This is a genomic window from Streptomyces sp. UNOB3_S3 (genome assembly GCF_020740895.1).
GTDB lineage: Bacteria > Actinomycetota > Actinomycetes > Streptomycetales > Streptomycetaceae > Streptomyces.
In genome coordinates, this window is sequence record NZ_JAILXP010000162.1 from 1 (window position 1) to 15,474 (window position 15,474).

14 protein-coding genes are annotated in these 15,474 nt (G+C 68.8%); 4 read left to right on the top strand and 10 right to left on the bottom strand.

Translation table 11 applies throughout. The features are described 5' to 3' along the window. Positions 1–30 precede the first annotated feature (30 nt). Together K6I33_RS18770 and K6I33_RS18775 are read right to left on the bottom strand one after the other, a co-directional pair. The gene (locus tag K6I33_RS18770; RefSeq protein ID WP_229353863.1) at positions 31–231 is read right to left on the bottom strand and encodes a DUF397 domain-containing protein; all 201 of its coding nucleotides are present in this window, start codon (positions 229–231) and stop codon (positions 31–33) included. Beyond that, positions 228–1,043 carry a helix-turn-helix transcriptional regulator gene (locus tag K6I33_RS18775; protein ID WP_229353865.1) on the bottom strand — a complete coding sequence of 272 codons (816 nt, stop codon included), beginning with the start codon at positions 1,041–1,043 and terminating at the stop codon, positions 228–230. Before K6I33_RS18775 ends, K6I33_RS18770 begins: the two co-directional genes overlap by 4 nt. Positions 1,044–1,240: 197 nt before the next feature. Here K6I33_RS18775 and K6I33_RS18780 point away from each other — a divergent pair, with 197 nt between their 5' ends. Continuing rightward, positions 1,241–2,236: a Rieske 2Fe-2S domain-containing protein gene (locus K6I33_RS18780; RefSeq protein WP_229353867.1), complete on the top strand. Its 996-nt coding sequence runs from the start codon at positions 1,241–1,243 to the stop codon at positions 2,234–2,236. Between the two features lie 11 nt (positions 2,237–2,247). Here the strand turns inward: K6I33_RS18780 and K6I33_RS18785 are convergent, their stop codons facing one another. The 6 genes from K6I33_RS18785 to K6I33_RS18810 all read right to left on the bottom strand — a co-directional run bounded on the left by K6I33_RS18785 (position 2,248) and on the right by K6I33_RS18810 (position 9,950). Further along, complete coding sequence (locus K6I33_RS18785) at positions 2,248–2,868, bottom strand: Uma2 family endonuclease (RefSeq protein WP_229353876.1); 621 nt, start codon at positions 2,866–2,868, stop codon at positions 2,248–2,250. A gap of 163 nt (positions 2,869–3,031) precedes the next feature. Then, positions 3,032–6,184, bottom strand: coding sequence for an isoleucine--tRNA ligase (ileS, locus tag K6I33_RS18790; RefSeq protein WP_229353881.1), 3,153 nt, complete (start codon positions 6,182–6,184; stop codon positions 3,032–3,034). A 187-nt stretch (positions 6,185–6,371) separates the two neighbouring features. After that, complete coding sequence (locus K6I33_RS18795; RefSeq protein ID WP_229353882.1) at positions 6,372–7,097, bottom strand: thioesterase II family protein; 726 nt, start codon at positions 7,095–7,097, stop codon at positions 6,372–6,374. Between the two features lie 106 nt (positions 7,098–7,203). Beyond that, a complete protein-coding gene (locus K6I33_RS18800) occupies positions 7,204–8,160 on the bottom strand; it encodes a chlorinating enzyme (RefSeq protein ID WP_229353885.1) in 957 nt (318 codons plus the stop codon). Between the two features lie 36 nt (positions 8,161–8,196). Beyond that, positions 8,197–8,445 carry a phosphopantetheine-binding protein gene (locus tag K6I33_RS18805; protein WP_229353887.1) on the bottom strand — a complete coding sequence of 83 codons (249 nt, stop codon included), beginning with the start codon at positions 8,443–8,445 and terminating at the stop codon, positions 8,197–8,199. Beyond that, positions 8,442–9,950, bottom strand: coding sequence for an amino acid adenylation domain-containing protein (locus K6I33_RS18810; protein WP_229353889.1), 1,509 nt, complete (start codon positions 9,948–9,950; stop codon positions 8,442–8,444). Before K6I33_RS18810 ends, K6I33_RS18805 begins: the two co-directional genes overlap by 4 nt. Before the next feature lie 504 nt (positions 9,951–10,454). Here K6I33_RS18810 and K6I33_RS18815 point away from each other — a divergent pair. Next, a complete protein-coding gene (locus tag K6I33_RS18815; RefSeq protein WP_229353894.1) occupies positions 10,455–11,660 on the top strand; it encodes a cation:proton antiporter in 1,206 nt (401 codons plus the stop codon). Between the two features lie 20 nt (positions 11,661–11,680). Here K6I33_RS18815 and K6I33_RS18820 read toward each other — a convergent pair whose 3' ends face one another. Then, positions 11,681–12,514: an AraC family transcriptional regulator gene (locus tag K6I33_RS18820; protein ID WP_229353896.1), complete on the bottom strand. Its 834-nt coding sequence runs from the start codon at positions 12,512–12,514 to the stop codon at positions 11,681–11,683. 93 nt (positions 12,515–12,607) lie between these two features. Here K6I33_RS18820 and K6I33_RS18825 point away from each other — a divergent pair, with 93 nt between their 5' ends. Further along, entirely contained in the window at positions 12,608–13,603 is a 996-nt protein-coding gene (locus tag K6I33_RS18825; RefSeq protein ID WP_229353898.1) for a DMT family transporter, read from the top strand. Between the two features lie 87 nt (positions 13,604–13,690). Here K6I33_RS18825 and K6I33_RS18830 read toward each other — a convergent pair whose 3' ends face one another. Further along, positions 13,691–14,056, bottom strand: coding sequence for a YbjQ family protein (locus K6I33_RS18830; protein ID WP_229353900.1), 366 nt, complete (start codon positions 14,054–14,056; stop codon positions 13,691–13,693). A 263-nt stretch (positions 14,057–14,319) separates the two neighbouring features. Between K6I33_RS18830 and K6I33_RS18835 the strand changes: the two genes are divergently transcribed. Next, positions 14,320–15,474: DedA family protein (locus K6I33_RS18835; protein ID WP_229353902.1), on the top strand; the 1,155-nt coding region annotated here is incomplete at its 3' end.

Genomic DNA, 15,474 nt, shown 5'->3' on the forward strand with positions numbered 1-15,474 from the left:
GGGTGGGTGGGTTCAACCCACCTCCCATTCCTAAGAGATGGCGCTCGAATCCCGAACCCCGAAGCTCGGGTGGTGCAGGAACGTTCCCCAGGATGCCCTGGGGACGGATATTCGGGGGCTGTCGTCCGACCCGAGCTTCGAGTCCCGGACGTGGACGGCGTGCGGGGAGGTCGCGACCTCCACGCAGTCGGCCCCTATCGTGTCGCTGAAACTCGACTTGAACCATTTCATTGCGTGTCTGCCAATTCCTTGATGAAGCGAGCCGATTCTGCGGGAGGCATGGCCAGTTGGGCGAGCAGGGTGAGCTTCTGTGCCGCCTTGCTGACCCTGTCCGGTTCGGCGGTCAAATGGGCGCCCAGTTGTCCCTCTTCGTAGGCGAAACGCTTGTGATCCGGGGTCTCGAACAAGAGGAACGACCCGTCGTGCGCTGTGGGGGCGCCACTGAACCGAAGCGCCTGGATCGTCACATTGCGACGCTCGCCCACCGCCAGCAAGTGGTGCAACTGCCGTCGGTGCTGCTCCGTGCTTGCGATCGGGAAGCGCAGGGCTGGTTCTCCGATCACGTAGTTGAACACTCGCGTTTGGTCATCCAGGAGAGCTTGGCGCTTGCGGCGATTCGCGACACGTTCCTCCACGATGGCCTCTACGAGCGGCGGCCAGTGGCCGCTGATCTGCGCGTGCGCGTACTCCTCTGTCTGAAGCAGCCCTGGGATGCGCATGGGCTGGTACGAGCTGATGGCGATCGCCTCTTCCTCGTACTGCATGTAGTCCTGGCTCAGCTCCGGAACCGGCTCCGGCTCCAGGTACTTCTCCGCCGCCCGCAGCAGCCCCTTCGCCCCGCACAGTTGATCGGCGACCCGCAGCAGATGCCCCACGGGCCTCCGCCGCCCCTGCTCGACCGACGCGATCATGTCGCTGCCGTACCCCGCCTCCCGGGCCAGCGTCTCGCGACTGACTCCGGCCAGGTTCCGCCACAGCTTGATCTGTTCGCCGCAGTACTGCCAAGCCATGGGCCGTGGGCGCGTGTGCGTGTCCGACGTCATTGCGTGCGTCCTCCCGTACTTACTCCCGTCGCTACTGCATACGACGATTGCAGGCCAGAGTGGTTTCGGCCGTGCGATGAGGAAAGTTCACGCATCAGCGCTCACAGTGGCCACGATGATGGGCGTAGGCATCGACATCCCACTGAAATAGACAAAAGTCCTGTTTGAGCCACCTTGACGGGCGGCAGCATGGTGATGTGGAGGGGAACCCGAATGCGCCCGCCCCGCTGCCCTATCCACGGGGCTGGTTCTGTCTGAGCTCGACCCGTGAGTTGAAGGCCGGCACGGTCTCCACGCGTCGGCTGGCGGGGGAGGACATCGTCCTGTACCGCACCCGTGGCGGGCGGGTACGGGCGACCCGTCCGCACTGCCCGCATCTCGGGGCCCATCTGGGCCATGGCGGCACGGTGGACGGTGAATACCTCGTCTGTCCCTTTCACCGCTTCGCCTACGGCCCGGACGGCACCTGCCGCCGATCGCCGTACGGACCGAACCCGCCGGAGCTGTCACTGACCTTGCTGCCTGTGTGCGAGGTCAACGGCATGATCTGCGTCTGGTACGACGAGACGGGGGCGCCGCCCGACTGGCAGCTGCCGGAGCTGCCGAAGCCGGGTTTCAGCACTCCCGTGCAACGCACCCTGCAGGCGGACACCCATCCCCAGGAAGTGGCGGAAAACCTTTCCGACTACGGGCACATGGGCCCGATCCACGGCTTCGTGGACACGAAGGAGCTTCTTCTCGCGCGAACGGACGGCCCGGTCCGCACGGCCAGGCTGCGGGCTCGTCGCAGCCTTCCCATCGTCGGCATAGTGCCGGTGGACTACGCGGTACGGCAGTTCGGGTTGGGGCTGGTGCTGGCGGAGGCGGAGATCCCGGCGCTGGGGGTGTCGGTGCGGATGTGGGTGAACCCCACGCCGACCGGGCCGTGGCGGACGCAGTTCCGCGTCTTCGTCGGCTGCGCGATCACGGTGCCGTGGGCGATCCCATGGCGCCTGCGCGAACCGCCGATCGCCGTCGCGTCCCACATCCTGTCCCGCTTCGGCCTCACGTGGCTCACGCACGACGTCCGCAAGGACATCACCATCTGGCACAACAAGCGCTATCTCCCCCAGCCCCGCCTTCAGCGCGGCGACGGTCCGGTGGGGGAGCTCCGCCACTGGGCGCGGCAGTTCTACGCGGCGGCGGAGAAATGACGCCGGGGTGATCAACCCTCGATCAGGCTGCGGAGATCGATCTCGATGGGGAAGGGGACGTCGGTCTTGAGGCTGCCGATGTGGTGTGTGAACTCAGTTGAGTAGCACCCCGTTTCATGGTCCAGTCGGTACTCGTACCCCTCAGGGATGTCGTCTTCACCCCGCTCGATGCGCCAGTAGGAGGCGACACCGGCCTCGGCGAACATGCCGGGCTTCATGAATCGGTCATCCTTGCGAGAGCCGGGGGAGACGACCTCGACCACGAGAACGACCTTCTTCACGGGAATGCATTCCAAGGTGCGGATATCGAGGTCTCGCTTGTCGAAGACCACGACATCAGGCCTCGGGATGTTGAAGGCGTCAACCATGGTCCAGCGTTCGCTGTTCACGTGGTACGGCTCGTGCTTGGCGGTGCGCAGGCGGACGAAGATTTCATCCCGTACTTCGTCGTGCCACCACTTGGTCGCTCCTCGAACCACGATGTTCCCATCCACGAGTTCCCAGTCGAACGGCAGGACCAGCTCCTTCACCTGGTCGTACGTCCAGCCGTCCCCCGGCGGGTACATCCAGTTCTCCGGCGTGGCTCGCTCCGGCTGCTCGTACCTGGCTTCTGCGGCCATCACTGCTCCCATGGACTGGATAGTGGGCGGGATCGTGGACACATGTCCCGTATCCGACGGTAGCGCCACTCATGCAGGTGACGACGGACCGTTTCTCCGACTCGCGCCGTTCCGGAAGCACTCCGCCCCACCGGATGAATCCGGTGGGGCGGAACGCGAGGGGAGAACCTGCCGGTTACGCCTTGCGGAGGCGGAAGGTGAGGGCGAGGCCCTCGTCCGTGAACGGCTCGCCGTAGGAGCCGTCCGCCTCGCCGGTGGCGAAGTCCGTGGCGAGGACCTCGTCGGCTATCAGTTCGGCGTGGGCCGTCAGGGCCTCCGTCGTCTCGGGCGACGTGGCGGTCCAGCGGACCGCGATGCGGTCGGCCACGTCCAGGCCGCTGTTCTTGCGGGCCTCCTGGATCAGCCGGATCGCGTCGCGGGCGAGGCCCGCGAGCCGCAGCTCCGGGGTGATCTCCAGGTCGAGGGCGACCGTCGCGCCGGAGTCGGAGGCCACGGACCAGCCCTCGCGCGGGGTCTCGGTGATGACGACCTCGTCCGGGGTGAGCGCGACCGTCTCGCCGGCGACCTCCACCGTCGCCGTGCCGGTGTCGCGGAGCGAGGCGGACAGCGCCGCCGCGTCCGCCGCCGCGACCGCCTTCGCCACGTCCTGGACGCCCTTGCCGAAGCGCTTGCCCAGCGCGCGGAAGTTGGCCTTTGCTGTCGTGTCGACCAGGGAGCCGCCCACCTCGGAGAGGGAGGCCAGGGACGACACGTTCAGCTCGTCCGTGATCTGCGTGTGCAGTTCGGGGGAGAGCTGCTCGAAGCCCGCCGCCGCGACCAGGGCGCGGGACAGCGGCTGGCGGGTCTTGACGCCGGACTCGGCGCGCGTGGCGCGGCCCAGCTCGACCAGGCGGCGGACCAGCAGCATCTGCTGCGACAGCGTCGGGTCGATCGCTGTCGTGTCGGCCTTGGGCCAGGAGGAGAGGTGGACGGACTCGGGGGCGTCCGGGGTGACCGGGACCACCATGTCCTGCCAGACCCGCTCGGCGATGAACGGGGTGAGGGGGGCCATCAGGCGGGTGACCGTCTCCATCACGTCGTGCAGCGTGCGCAGTGCGGCCGCGTCGCCCTGCCAGAAGCGGCGGCGGGAGCGGCGGACGTACCAGTTGGAGAGGTCGTCGACGAAGGACGACAGCAGTTTTCCGGCGCGCTGGGTGTCGTAGGCCTCCAGGGCCGACGTGACCTGCTCCACCAGGGAGTTGAGCTCGGACAGCAGCCAGCGGTCCAGGACCGTGCGGTCGGCCGGGGCCGGGTCGGTGTCGCTCGGCGCCCAGTCGGACGTGCGGGCGTACAGGGCCTGGAAGGCGACCGTGTTCCAGTAGGTGAGGAGCGTCTTGCGGACGACCTCCTGGATCGTTCCGTGGCCGACGCGGCGTGCCGCCCACGGTGAGCCGCCGGCGGCCATGAACCAGCGGACGGCGTCGGCGCCGTGCTGGTCCATCAGCGGGATGGGCTGGAGGATGTTGCCCAGGTGCTTGGACATCTTCCGGCCGTCCTCGGCGAGGATGTGGCCGAGGCAGACGACGTTCTCGTACGACGACTTGTCGAAGACCAGCGTGCCGACCGCCATCAGCGTGTAGAACCAGCCACGCGTCTGGTCGATCGCCTCGCTGATGAACTGCGCCGGGTAGCGGGACTCGAACAGTTCCTTGTTCTTGTACGGGTAGCCGTACTGCGCGAACGGCATGGAGCCCGAGTCGTACCAGGCGTCGATGACCTCCGGGACGCGGACCGCCTCCAGCGAGCACCCCTCTGCCGTGCAGGTGAAGGTGACGTCGTCGATGTAGGGGCGGTGGGGGTCCAGGTCGCTCTGGTCCTTGCCCGACAGTTCCGTCAGCTCGGCGCGCGAGCCCACGCAGGTGAGGTGGTTGTCCTCGCAGCGCCAGATGGGTAGCGGGGTGCCCCAGTAGCGGTTGCGGGACAGGGCCCAGTCGATGTTGTTGTTCAGCCAGTCGCCGAAGCGGCCCTGCTTGACCGAGTCCGGGAACCAGTTGGTCTTCTCGTTCTCCCGCAGCATCGCGTCCTTGACGGCGGTGGTGCGGATGTACCAGGACGGCTGCGCGTAGTAGAGGAGCGCGGTGTGGCAGCGCCAGCAGTGGGGGTAGCTGTGCTCGTACGCCTCGTGGCGGAAGAGCAGGCCGCGGTCCTTGAGGTCGGCGAGGACGATCTCGTCGGCCTTCTTGAAGAACACGCCGCCGACGAGCGGAAGGTTCTCGTCGAACGTGCCGTCCTGGCGGACGGGGTTCACCAGCGGCATCCCGTACGCCTTGCACACCCGGTAGTCGTCCTCGCCGAAGGCGGGGTTGGTGTGGACGAGGCCGCTGCCGCTCTCGGTCGTGACGTGGTCACCGTTGACGACGAAGTTGGCGCCTTCGAGGTCGACGATGGAGAACGGCGCCTGGTAGTTCCAGCGCTCCATCTCGGCGCCGGTGAACGACTGGCCAGTGGCCGTCCAGCCCTCGCCGAGGGCCTTCTCCAGCAGCGCCTCGGCGACGACCAGCTTCTCGGTGCCGTCGGTGGCGACCACGTACGTCACCTCGGCGTTGACGGCGACGGCGGTGTTGGAGACCAGCGTCCACGGGGTCGTGGTCCAGGCGAGCAGCGAGGCCTCGCCGGCGAGCGGGCCGGAGGTCAGCGGGAAGCGGACGAAGACGGACGGGTCGACGACCGTCTCGTAGCCCTGGGCCAGTTCATGGTCGGAGAGGCCGGTGCCGCAGCGGGGGCACCAGGGGGCGACGCGGTGGTCCTGGACCAGCAGCCCCTTGTTGAAGATCTCCTTCAGCGACCACCACACGGACTCGACGTACTCCGGGTCCATCGTCCGGTAGGCGTCGTCCAGGTCGACCCAGTAGCCCATGCGGGTCGTGAGCTCGGCGAAGGCGTCGGTGTGACGGGTCACCGACTCCCGGCACTTGGCGTTGAACTCGGCGATGCCGTACGCCTCGATGTCCTGCTTGCCGGAGAAGCCCAGCTCCTTCTCCACCGCGAGCTCGACCGGCAGGCCGTGGCAGTCCCAGCCGGCCTTCCGGGCCACGTGGTAGCCCTGCATCGTGCGGAAACGCGGGAAGACGTCCTTGAAGACGCGGGCCTCGATGTGGTGGGCGCCGGGCATGCCGTTGGCGGTCGGCGGGCCCTCGTAGAACACCCACTCGGGGCGGCCCTCGGACTGCTCGAGGCTCTTGGCGAAGACCTTCTGCTCACGCCAGAAGTCGAGCACCGCGTGCTCAAGGGCGGGCAGATCCACCTGGGCGGGCACCTGACGGTACTGCGGGGATGTCGGGGATGTCATCGAGGGCTAACTCCGGTCCGTTTGCGTGATGCGTTCCAAGAAAGGCCGAGCGCACGGCTCCCGCGACACCACCCTCACGGCCCGGCCGCGAGCCTCGTCCGGGCTCCGGTCGGCGGGTCAACGCCTGGCGATCGTCACACTATACGGTCAAGATCCCGACGTGCGGCGCCCTGGCGAGCGGTGGATTTCAGCCCCGCTGCGCGGCGGGGACGAGGAGTCGCCGCGTGATGAGATCCACCAGTTCCGGAACGTTCTGCTCCAGGTAGAAGTGGTCCCCGGGGAAGCCGTGGGACTCGGTCGGCTGGGTCGAGTTCAGCCGCCACTGGTCGAGCTGTCGGGGGGTGAAGATGTCGTCGCGTCCCCAGCACACGACGATGTCGGCCTCGGTGACGGTACGGCGCTGCTTGGACAGGAAGGACTGCGAGACCGCGAAGTCCGCGCGGAGGAGGCCGGCCGATCGCCGCCGCAACTGCGGGTGGTCCAGCACCTCCTGGGAGAGACCGCCGCCGGACTTGTTCGTGATCTCGAAGATGTCCTCGTCGGACACCAGCAGCGGCGAACCCTCGAACGGAAGGACCGCTCCCCCCGGCCCCGCGTTCGCCGAGGCGAAGAGGGTGGAGCAACGGCTGATCCCCGTGGTCTCCTCCAGCCGGGCCGCCAGGGCGAGACCGACATAGGCGCCCAGGCTGTGGCCGAAGACGGCGAAGGGGCCGTTGACGGCGGAGACGGCGTCCAGCAGCGAGTCGGTGGCCTCGTCGATGGAGGTGACGGCGGCCTCGCGCCAGCGGCGTCCCCGGCCCGGAAGGTCCAGGGCTATCGGCTGGATCTCCGGCGGCAACGCCTTCGCCAGGGGCGCGAAGAAGGCGGCGGATCCGCCCGCGTGATGGAGCAGGATGAGTGGATAGGGCTTCATATTGCCTCCCGTTGTCTCCGTGGACCGCGCGGTACCGAGGTCCACGGAGGGCGGGGCCGGCCCCGGGACCGCCCCGCCCTCCGTCGGACCGTCGAACGCCGGCCCGTCAGCCCTGCTGACGCGGTACGAACTGGAAGCCGCGCTGGCTCTCCTTCGCGATGCGGTTGTGCCCGTACGTGTCCTCGCCGGACACCACCACGGCGCCGTACTTGTCGAGGACGATGCCGCCGCCGTACTCGCTGACCTCCTCCGTGCCCGGGTAGACCTGCACCTGGGTGGGGACGAAGCGGGCCGCGTAGCCCATGCGGTAGTCCTTCTTGGTGCCGGTGTGCGGGAGCGACGCGTGCATCAGCGTCGACCAGAAGATCACGCACTCACCGGGCTTCATGACCAGGGGGAACGCCTGGGACTCGTCCGGGCTCCAGTCGGGGTCCTTCTGGAGCTGCCGGTAGTCGTAGCCGAAGAAGCCCCGCTTGATGCCGTCCTTCTCACGGGCGTTGAACGCGTCGGCCTCGTACTCCATGCCCTTGGACTCGTCGTAGTTCATGTGCTTGTGAGTCCCGGGCATCAGCTGGAGGCAGCCGTTCTCCTTCGTGGAGTGCGTGAACGCGGTCCACACGGTGATGGTGCCGCCGAACGCCGGCAGGCCGTCCTCCGAGGGCCAGAGGATCTGCGGGCTGCCGCTGGCGTGCGCGAAGGTCGCCGCCTGGTGCCAGTCGGTGCCCTCGTCGCCCTGGTACTTGGGGAAGAACTCGCTGCGCCAGCAGAGCAGGTCGGGGCCCAGGAGGGACGCGACGCGGTCGACGATCTCCGCCTTCAGGATGTGCTCGGAGAGCAGGTCGATGTCCAGGTGGCGGTCGTAGTTGGAGATGCTGCTCGCCTTGCCCTCGCCCACGGGGTAGATGGCGTGGGAACGGTCGCGCAGCTCGCGCTGGATGGTCTTCCAGCGCTCCTCCATCTCCTCCACCTCGTAGATCTTGATGGGGCCGAGGAAGCCGTCCCGCTCGAACTGCGCGACCTCGGCCTCGGTCAGGGAGAAGGACGTCTGCTCTGAAGTAGTCATCTTTGTCATCCGCTCTCTACAGGTCTGTACGGTCGTTCAGACGAGACGGGTCACTTCGAGCGCAACCTCGCCGAGGGTGCGCTCGAAGAGGACCTGGATGTCGACCTCGACGTCGAAGCGCTCCTTGATCTGATTGCTCAGCTCAAGGGCCAGCGCCGAGTGGCCGCCCAGGTCCAGGAAGTTGTCGGCGTCGGTGGTCGGCTCCTCCAGGAGCTCCGTGGACCACTCCAGGATCAGGCGCTGCACCTCGTCCAGGCCCGGCTTGTTCTGCGTCAGTTCACTCATGTGGCAGCCGTTTCGTTCCATGACCGGGCGACAGCGGCCCGGTCGACCTTTCCATTGACGGTGCTGGGCAATTCCGGCAGCCGCAGATAGCGGGCCGGATGCATATAGGCGGGAAGGAGCTCCTTGACGTGCGCGCGGAGATCGGCGGCTGTCGGGTGCCGGTCCTCGTCGCGGGCGACGAAGGCGCAGACCAGCCGGTCGTCGCCGGCCTTGAACTGGCGCACCTGGACCACCGCGTCGAGCACGTCCTCGTGCCGGCGCACGACGGCTTCGATGTCGCTGAGCTCGATGCGGTACCCGCGGAGCTTGACCTGGAGGTCCGCCCGGCCGGTGTAGGCGAGCGTGCCGTCGGGCAGCCGGTTCACCAGGTCGCCGGAGCGGTAGTAGCGGACGCTCTCCCCGGTGTCGGGGTCGGTGACCAGCGGGAACTTCTCGGCGGTGAGCTCGGGCCGGTTGAGGTACCCGTCGGTCACCTGTGGGCCGGCGAGCCACAGCTCACCGGTCTCGCCGTCCGGTACGTCCTGGCCGCTCTCGTCGACCACCCGGAGCTCGAAGCCCGGCAGGGCGGCGCCGATCACGGACTCGTCCGAGACCAGGTCGTCCTCGCCGACCTCGTGGAACGTGGTGAAGACGGTGGTCTCGGTGATCCCGTAGCCGTTCACCAGCCGGGGGCCGGCGAGGCCGTACCGCTTGGCCCAGGGGCGGAGCGCGGCGGGCGCCAGCTTCTCCCCGCCGAAGATGACGTACCGCAGGGCGGGCATGTCCCGGCCGGACCGCAGGGCCGCTTCGGCGAGCGTCACGAACGCCGTGGGCGTCTGGTTGAGGACGGTGATGCCCTGATCGGCGATCACGCCGAGGTATTTGTCGGGCGTCCGCGCCGCCCAGTGGGGCAGCACCACCAGTTCGGCACCGGTGGTGAAGGCGCCCCAGATCTCCCACACGGAGAAGTCGAAGGCGATCGAGTGGAAGAGCAGCCAGCGGTCCCGCTCGTCGAACTCGAAGACCGTTCGCGCGGCCGTGAAGAGGGCGGCCGCGTGATGGTGGCGGACCGGTACGCCCTTCGGGGCGCCGGTCGTCCCGGAGGTGTAGATGACGTAGGCGGTGGCCTGCGGGTCGGGCCCGGGGCCGGACAGCCGCTCCGGGGGCCGGCCGGCCAGTTCGGCGATCTCCGCCGTGGTGATCACGGTGGTGATCGCGGTGTCGGCGATGTCCTCGCCCGGATCGCCGACGATCGTGGTCGCCCCGCTGTCGGCGATGATGAAGTTCTTCCTCGACGACGGGTGCCGGAGGTCCAGGGGAACGTACGCGGCCCCCGCCTTGAGGATGCCGATCATGGCGGCGACCGCCTCGGCGCCGGGGGACATGCGCAGGGCGACACGGTCACCCGGGCGCACTCCCTGTGCGCGGAGCAGCGATCCGATGGTGTCCGACCAGTCGTCGAGCCGGCGGTAGGAGAACCGCTGAGTGCCGTCGGACAGGGCGTCGCGCTCCGGAAAGCTGCGCACCGACTGGTTTAAGAGGGCCAATAACGTTTCTTGAGGGCCAACAACAGCGTCCGTTTTTGCCATGAAGTCCGCCCCATGGTTCAGATTGCTGTCTCAAGTTGCGAGATGCATTGGTCTTGAAATTCGCAGCGGGGAGAACGCTCTCACATCGTCATATGCGCTTGGCAAGATCATGTGACATTGATCACTCGGGGTGGACGGGGCGGTCGGGCGTGGGGTTGGCTCGCCGCCATTACCTATGGGTGAACTGGCCTTCCTGGGGGGGAGTTGGCACGTACCGAGCTGGAGAAGACAGGTCGCGGTAGCCCCCGGTGGCGGGTGCACGCCGCGATCGTTTTAACCGTTCTACTGCCTCTCGCGGTGATCCTCACCGTGTCGATCCGGGCAGGCGGAACTCGCTCTTCCGGAAAATCCGGTGCCGCCGGGCAAACAATTCTGGACACCGTCGGGCACTTCTTCCTGGGCGCGGCCGCGGTGCTGCTGGCGTCTCAGATAATGGGATTCGTGGCGGTCAAGTTACGGCAGCCGAGAGTCACCGGCGAAATAGCCGCCGGCATCCTTCTCGGCCCGTCCTTTCTCGGCTCCGTGGCCCCCGGCGTGACCGGGTGGCTGTTTCCCCACGGCGTGCTGCCCATGTTCAACGGGCTGGCGCAATTCGGTCTTGTGCTCTTCATGTTCGGAGTGGGACAGGAGCTCGCGTCCATGCGGCTGCGCGGCGCGGCGCCGCGCGCCGTGCTGATCAGCCAGTCGTCGCTCTTCGTGCCGTTCGCCGCCGGTGTGGTGGTCGCCCTGCCGCTCATGGACGACTACCTCGTCCCCGGGGTGCCGCCCGTGGCCTTCGTGCTGTTCGTCGGGTGCGCGCTGAGCATCACCGCGTTCCCGGTGCTCGCGCGGATCCTCAGCGACCTCGGGATCTCCCGGACCCGGCCGGGCCAACTCAGCCTGTTCGCGGCCGCGGTCGGCGACGGCGGGAGCTGGCTCATGCTCTCCGCGATCCTCTCCCTCGCGCACGGCACCGACCTCACGTCCGTGCTCGGCAAGGCCCTGGTGGTGATCGCCGTGACCGTGCTCTTCGTAGGCCCGCTACGGCGCCTGATGCTGCGCTGGCCCGAACGCGGGGACACGCCCAGCACGCCCGTGGTCACACTGCTCCTGGTGGTCGCCGTGGCGGCCTCCGCGACCCTCACCGCCGCGCTGGGCATTCACCAGCTCATCGGCGCCCTCCTGGTCGGACTGGTCTGGCCCCATGGACACCGGAAGGCGAGCGCCGCGGCGGCGCCCCTGGCGAGCACGGCCAAGACCGTCCTGCTGCCCTTCTTCTTCCTGGGGTTCGGCCTCAGCGTCGACCTCCACTCGCTCCACCTGGGCGGCGGAGCCGGCCTGGCCCTGCTGGCCCTCCTGGCCGTCGCGACCGCGGGGAAGGTCTTCGGCCCCGGCCTGAGCGCACGGCTCACGGGGCTGCCCTGGTCGGAGTCCCTCACCCTGGGCATCCTGCTCAACGCGCGCGGGCTCACCGAGCTGGTGGTGCTGCAGATCGGCTACGAGGCCCATCTCATCAACAAGGAGATGCTCGGACTGCTGACCATCGTGGCGCTGGCGACCACCGTCATGACCACGCCGCTCCTCAAGCTCACGGGGACCCTCCGCGAACCGTCACCGCCCACCGATCCCGAAGTGCGCGCTTCCGCCGTGACGGTCGGACAGTCGTAGTCACCGTCCCGCGCGCGTAGTCACTGTCCCGCGCGCTGGTAGACCGCCGGTGTGATGCCGTAGGTGCGCTTGAACCAGCGGTTGAAGTGCGCCTGGTCGGAGAACCCGGCGGACGCCGCGGCGTCCGCCGGAGCCTGGCCGTCCGTGAGCAGCTGCCGGGCCCTGCGGAGTCTCAGGAGACGCTGATAGTCGCTCGGCGGCATCCCGAACTCCGAACGGAAGGCCCGGTACAGCGCGAACCGGCTGCATCCGGCCACTGCGGCCAGTTCCTGCGCCGATATGGGTTCCAGAAACGCCTCGTTGATCAGGCTTCGGGCCTGCCGGGCCGCCCGGCGCTGCGCTTCGCCCACCAGGGTCCGTCTGCGCGGCGCCCGCGTCGCACCGCGTTCCGCGAGCGCTAGGACCGCCGTCGTCAGCAGTTCTTCGCGGACCAGGCTGCCGGCCTGCTGGACCAGCGCCTCGTGCAGACGGGCCAGCGCGCCGGTGAGAACGGGGTCCGTCAGCACGGGGCGTACGAACAGCGGCATCGCCCCCGCGCTTCCGTCGGCGGCGTCGGCGAGGGTGTCGGACACCACCGAGGGACCTATGTGCACGATGCGGTACTGATAGCCCAACTCGGCGGCGGCCCGGCCGTCATGGACCTCGTCGGGGTTGAACGCCATCACCATGCCGGCCCCGCTGGTGTGGCTCGCCCCGCGGCAGTGGAAACTCTGCGCGCCCACGTCGGTGATGCCGAAGGAGTAGGCGTCGTGGCTGTGCGGGGAGTAGACGTGGTCGAAGAAGTGCGCGTGCATGGCCTCCAACGGGCGGGCGCCGTCCCGCCAGTACCGAACCCAACCGTTCCCCTTCGCCATGCGCCCATTGTGACCCGCGCATGTGAATTGTGTATGTGACCTGCGCACCAGCGTTCAAGGCAGGGGAACGGCCCGTCCTCCACAGTCGGTGCCATGGCTACGACGAGTAGGACCAGTAATCCTTATGTGCTGCTGCTGACGACCATGGTGCTCTGGGGAAGTTCCTTCTCGAGCTCCAAATCGGTCGTGGAACACGTCCCCCACTCCGTGGGCGCGCTCCTGCGGTTCGGAGGCGGCGCCCTGGCGCTGCTGCTGGCCGTGGCGCTGTTCGGCAACCGCGAGCAGCGGGTGCCCGCGCGCAACGGCTGGCTCGCCGCGGCCGCCGGAGTGCTGGGGGTCTTCGCTTACAACGGCTTCTTCTTCTGGGGGCTGTCGCTCGCCCCGTCCCTGGACGCGGGCATCCTGATCCCCGTCATGAGCCCGGTGCTGACGAGCTCGTTCCTCCTCCTGACCGGCAAGGAGAAGCCCAACTGGGCCCGGGTGACGGGCCTCGCCATCGGGCTCGTCGGTGCGGCGATCTTCTTCCTCGGCGCCGGCGGCAGCGGCGGAGGCGGGTCCTCGCGACTCCTGGGCGACGCGCTCTTCCTGCTGAGCGCCGTGTGCTGGGCGTCCTACACCCTGGCCGGGCCCCGCGTCCTGAAGGGCATCGAGCCGCTGAAGGCCACCACGTACGCGACCTGCGCGGGCGCCGTGCTGCTGGCCGTCCTCGCGGCCCCCGACCTGCCGGAGGTCGAGTGGAGCGAGCTGCCCGCCAGCGTCTGGTGGAACTCCGCCTTCCTGGCCATCGGGGCCGCCGCCGTGGCCAACCTCCTCTACTACCGGGGTGTCGGCGCGGTGGGACCCGCGAAGGCGTCGCTCATGATGTTCAACGTGCCCATCGTCAACACCCTGTGCGCCACGGTGCTGCTCGGGGAGTCGTTCGGCTGGCTCCAGGGAACCGGTGCGCTGGTGCTGGTGCTGGGCGCCGTGATCGCCGTGACGCAGGGCAAGCTGCCCAGGCGCGCGGCGCGGCCGGACGCACAGCCGCGCGCCGGTGAGGAGGCCAAGAGCCACGCGGGCAGCGCCACGAGCCCGGCGGAGGGCTCCTGAGCGGGGAGCCTGGCCGGGCCGTGTCGTGGGGGGCTCCCCGTCACGCGTGCGTCGTGGGGGCTCCCCGTCACGGTCACGCCGTCACGGTCACGCGTGCGGGGAGATCACCACGGCCGTGCCGTAGGCGCAGACCTCGGTGCCGACGTCGGCGGCCTCCGTCACATCGAAGCGGAACATGAGCACCGCGTTGGCGCCGCGCGAGCGGGCCTGCTCGATCAGCCGCTCCATGGCCTGGTTGCGGGTCTCGACCAGGGTCTTGGTCAGACCCTTGAGCTCACCGCCCACGAGGGACTTCAGACCGGCGCCGATCTGGCTGCCGATGTGCCGGGAGCGCACGGTGAGGCCGAAGACCTCACCGATCACACGGTCGACCCGGTAGCCGGGCACATCGTTGGTGGTGACCACCAGTACGTCCTGGGACTGCTGGCCGCCGCCGTACTCCTCGATGCCCATGCATCCACCTCCGTATGTGTGTGCAGTTTTGCCGTTCGTCGTTCGGGACGCACGCCGGAGCGGCCGGGTTGCGCCGTCCGGGTGTACGCGAAACGTCACGGCACGTGAGCGGGCGTGTGCGCCCGGAGGCGGGCGGCGGGGGGCCGTCTGGAACCGGGGCCGTCGCGGGCACGTTGGTAACCTCGGGCGGCACACCGCCTCCCCCGTGCCTGTGCCCGGGCCTCGCAACGAGCCTGCGCCCTCGACCCAGGAGCCCATCACCCGTGACCCCCACCACTCTCGCGCTCGGCCCCCAGTGGCTGGACTCGGACTACCTGATCGGCCAGTTCGGCCTGTGGGGCGTCCTGGCCATCGTCTTCGCCGAGTCGGGCCTGCTCATCGGCTTCTTCCTGCCGGGAGACTCGCTCCTGTTCACGACCGGTCTGCTGGTCACGACGAACGCGCTGAAGTACCCGCTGTGGGTGGTGTGCGCCCTGGTGATCCTGGCGGCGATCCTCGGCGACCAGGCCGGCTACCTCTTCGGCCGCAAGGTGGGCCCCTCGCTCTTCCGGCGGCCGGACTCGAAGCTCTTCAAACAGGAGAACGTCGAGAAGGCCCATGAATTCTTCGAGAAGCACGGGCCGAAGTCGCTGGTCCTGGCCCGCTTCGTGCCGGTGATCCGGACGTTCACGCCGATCATCGCGGGCGTGAGCCGGATGAACTACCGCTCGTTCCTCATCTTCAACGTCATCGGCGGCGCCCTGTGGGGCGGCGGGGTGACGCTGCTGGGCGCGGCGCTCGGCAAGATCGAGTTCGTTCACAAGAACATCGAGCTGATGCTGGTCGCGATCGTGCTGATCTCGGTCGTGCCGATTGCCATCGAGTTCCTGCGGGCGCGGTCCAAGGCGAAGAAGGAAGCCGCTGTCAGGGCGGAGGAGGCGGAGTCGGCCCCGTCCGCTCCGGCGGCTCCGGCCGCGCCGTCGGACGGGTACGAGGACTGGGGCGGCTTCGGCCTGGGCGAGCGGCGCGGCGACGACGGCTACGGCCAGGGCCATGGGCACGGCCAGGCTCAGGGTGGCCCCGGCGGCGGGTACGGGAACCAGGGGAACCAGGGGAACCAAGGGAATCAGGGCGGCGGCTACGGCGACCAGGGGGGCTACGACAACCAGGGCGGTTACGCCGGGGCCGGTGGCTACGGGGGCCAGGGCGCGTACACGGGCCAGGGTGGTTACGGCCAGCAGGGCGGCTACGGGGCCCAGGGCGGTCACGGAGGCTATGGAGCCCAGGGCGGCCAGCAGCCCGGCCAGGGCGGTTACGGCGGCGGTGGCTACGGCCAGTCCCAGCCCCAGGCGTACCCGCAGGCTCAGCCCCAACCGTACCCGCAGGCTCAGCCTCAGTCCTACTCGCAGCAGCCCCAGGCTTACCCCCAGTCCCAGCCC